Origin of the sequence: Sphingomonas sp. CCH15-F11 (assembly GCF_001557005.1) — a bacterium.
Taxonomy (GTDB): domain Bacteria; phylum Pseudomonadota; class Alphaproteobacteria; order Sphingomonadales; family Sphingomonadaceae; genus Sphingomonas.
The window spans coordinates 1-3,073 of record NZ_LSKG01000118.1 but is presented as its reverse complement, the minus strand read 5'-3'; the positions used below and the strand labels follow the sequence as shown (position 1 = coordinate 3,073).

The window sequence follows — 3,073 nt, the reverse complement described above, 5'->3', positions numbered from 1 at the left end:
TGTAAACGCTCGCGCTAAGTGGCGGCATTCTGATCGCGCTATTTGTCGGCGAGCGTCGCTACGCGGCTACCGGCTTGGTCTCGGCCGATCGCACATAGGCGTAGAGTTTTGGCTTGGAGATGCCGAGCATCGAGCAAATCTTGGCGATCGGCATCGTGTTCTCGTGGTAGAGCCTGACGGGCAGGTCGCGCTTGTCCTTGCCGAGTGCGGCCGGCCGGCCACCCTTCTTGCCGCGAGCGCGGGCTGCGGTGAGACCGGCCTGGGTCCGCTCGCGGATCAGGTTGCGCTCGAACTCCGCCAATGCCCCGAACAGGTGGAAGGTAAGCTTGCCCGACGTGGTGGTCGTGTCGATCGCCTCGTGCAGGCTCAGCAGCCCGACCTTTTCCTCGTCGAGGTAGGTCATCCATCCGATCAGATCACGGAGCGAGCGGCCGAGCCTGTCGAGGCGCCAGACCACCAGTGTGTCGCCGGCGCGAAGCAGCTCCTTCACCTTTTCCAATCCAGGGCGAGCGGCAGTCGCCCCGGAGGCCTTGTCGGTGATGACCTTCTCGCAGCCGGCAGCCTTCAGCGCATCACGCTGGAGGTCCAGGTTCTGCTCGGCGGTCGATACGCGGGCGTAACCGATTTTCATGCGTAGGGCCGGTGGCGCCCCGATCGGGCGCGGTTTGGGAAGAAAGTCGTCATCGGCAGGTCTATGTTGCCCTAGTTTTCTTTACCGGGTAGATTTACGTCGAACAGGCCGGTTTGGCAACGCGAGCGGACTCGCATGGCGATGGGCAGGCAAATCTCCGTTTTCCTTACCTGCGACACGGACCGTCGGCGGTGACGCATCCGGCGCTTGTCCCGCCGCTGGCGATCGAGCGCTACCGCGTCCTTGAACCGCACCTCGCCGATGGCATCCCGCTCGCGGACCTCGCCCGCACCGGCACGCTGAGCGAGCGGACGTTGCAGCGCTGGCTCGGGCGCTACCGTGCCGAAGGACTTGCCGGTCTCGCGCGTCTGCCGCGCAACGATCGGGGCAGGCTGCACCTGCCGGAACATCTGGTCGAACTGACCCGCACTCTCGCCACCAAGCGCCCGCGACCCCCGGTCGCCGCCATTCACCGAAAGGTGCAGGAACTCGCCATCGCGCATGGACACCGAACCCCCAGCTATGCGGCCGTCGCGCGTGTCGTCAGGGCGATACCGGCAAGCCAGATCGCCGCAGCCTCCGATCCGGCCGTCTACCGCGACCAGCACGAGCTAGTGCATCGGCGCGAAGCCGCGACCTCGAACGAGATGTGGCAGGCCGATCATACCGTTCTCGACATTCTCGTGCTCGATGATGCCGGAACCCCGGTGCGTCCTTGGCTGACCGTCATCGTTGACGATCACAGCCGAGCCATCGCCGGTTACTTCCTCAGCCTCGATGCCCCCAGTGCCCTCAACACGGCGCTCGCCTTGCGGCAGGCGATCTGGCGCAAGCCCAATCCCGAATGGATCGTCAGCGGCATTCCCGAACAGCTTTACGTCGACAACGGCTCGGATTTCATCTCCGAGCATATCGAGCAGGCGTGCATCGCCCTCAAAATCCGCCTCATCCATTCGCTGCCGGGGCGTCCTCGCGGGCGCGGCAAGATCGAGCGGCTGTTCCGCACCATCAACGACATGTTCCTGCCCGACCTGCCCGGCCACCTGATCGCGGGCAAGCCGCTGTCGGCGCCAGTGCTCACGCTCGACGAGCTGCGCGCCCGCTTCGAGGCGTTCGTGTGCGGCGTCTATCATCGTCGCCCGCATGGCAGCACCGGCGAACCGCCGATCACGCGCTGGCAGAAGGGCGGGTTCCTGCCCGCAATGCCCGACAGCCTTGAACAGCTCGACATGCTGCTCGTGCACGTGCCCAAGCCCCGTAAAGTGCTGCGCGACGGCATCCGTCTGATGGGCAGGCGCTATGTCGAACCCACGCTCGCGGCCTTCGTCGGCGAGCAGGTCGAGGCGGTCTATGACCCCCGCGACCTGACCGAGATCCACGTCTACCACCAGGGCCGGTTCGTCTGCCGTGCGCTCAGCTCCGAGCACGCTGGGCACCCGTCGTTGCACGCGATCCAGCGCGCCCGGCGCGGCGCGAAGGAGCGCGACAAGCAGGTGCCTGCCCCCACGGAGACCTTCGATGGCGACCAAGAGGATACGGCTTCCCGGCCCACCACCTACCGAGGGCTCCGGCTCTACGCCGCTGACGATTGAGTTCCTGGTCGAGCAGCCGTTCCTGGCGACCCGCGAACATGCCCGGTTCGTCGAGTTTGCCGAAGCCTGCGCGCACTACCGCTATATCGGCGTGTGTCATGGCCGGCCGGGCGTCGGAAAGACGCGATCGGCGCGCGAGTTTTCCAGCTTCCCCGACCTGGGGGAATATGCCGCGCTCCGTCCCATTGCCGCGCTCCTTGGCGAAAAGGTCGCTCGCTGCCGCGCCGTCTTCTACACCGTGTCGGTCAGCAACACGCCCAAGACGATCGACGCGGTGTTGGGCCTCAACCTCATTAAGCTGGGCTATGCCCGGCTGACGGTCGCGGGCGGCTCGCAGGACGAAATCACCCATGACGCCGCCCGCATCGCCTGCCCCCTCGTCATCGTCGACGAGGCCGACCGCCTGACCATAAAGTCGCTCGAACATCTCCGCGACATGGCCGATCGCCACGGCTTCGGGCTGATCCTGATGGGTATGCCGGGCTTGGAGAAGCGCCTCGCCCGCTATGCCCAGCTCTACTCGCGGATCGGCTTCGTCCACGAGTTCAAACCGCTTACCGAGACCGAAATGCGGCTGCTGCTCGCGACCCACGCCGGCGATTTCGGGATCAGCTTCGACCCGGCCCAACTCGACGCGATCGAAGCGCAGGCAGCCGTGATCCGCATCACGCGCGGCAACTTCCGGCTCATGGAGCGCCTGTTCGCGCAGATGCGGCGGATCATGACCCTCAACCGCGTCGAGGAGGTCACCGCTGACATCGTTCAGGCCGCGCGCGATTGCCTCGTCATCGGACCCGGCAACTGACAAATAGCGCGATCAGAACGCCGCCATTTAGCGCGAGCGTTTACA

At 65.7% G+C, this 3,073-nt stretch carries 3 protein-coding genes; 2 read left to right on the top strand and 1 reads right to left on the bottom strand.

Translation table 11 applies throughout. The features are described 5' to 3' along the window. Window positions 1-58: 58 nt before the first annotated feature. A complete protein-coding gene (locus tag AX709_RS11190; RefSeq protein WP_009824027.1) occupies window positions 59-631 on the bottom strand; it encodes a recombinase family protein in 573 nt (190 codons plus the stop codon). Window positions 632-822: 191 nt separating this feature from the next. Here AX709_RS11190 and AX709_RS11185 point away from each other — a divergent pair, with 191 nt between their 5' ends. Both AX709_RS11185 and AX709_RS18280 read left to right on the top strand, forming a co-directional pair. After that, window positions 823-2,223 (top strand): Mu transposase C-terminal domain-containing protein, encoded by a 1,401-nt coding sequence (locus tag AX709_RS11185; protein WP_066549378.1) that lies wholly within the window; start codon window positions 823-825, stop codon window positions 2,221-2,223. Further along, on the top strand, window positions 2,150-3,028 hold the full coding sequence (locus tag AX709_RS18280) for an AAA family ATPase (RefSeq protein ID WP_009824028.1): 879 nt from the start codon (window positions 2,150-2,152) through the stop codon (window positions 3,026-3,028). Before AX709_RS11185 ends, AX709_RS18280 begins: the two co-directional genes overlap by 74 nt. The last annotated feature ends 45 nt before the right edge of the window (window positions 3,029-3,073 follow it).

Coding starts and splice junctions, on each gene's coding strand:
- AX709_RS11190 (WP_009824027.1), bottom strand. CDS start 631: ATGAAAATCGGTTACGCCCGCGTATCGACCGCCGAGCAGAACCTGGAC.
- AX709_RS18280 (WP_009824028.1), top strand. CDS start 2,150: ATGGCGACCAAGAGGATACGGCTTCCCGGCCCACCACCTACCGAGGGC.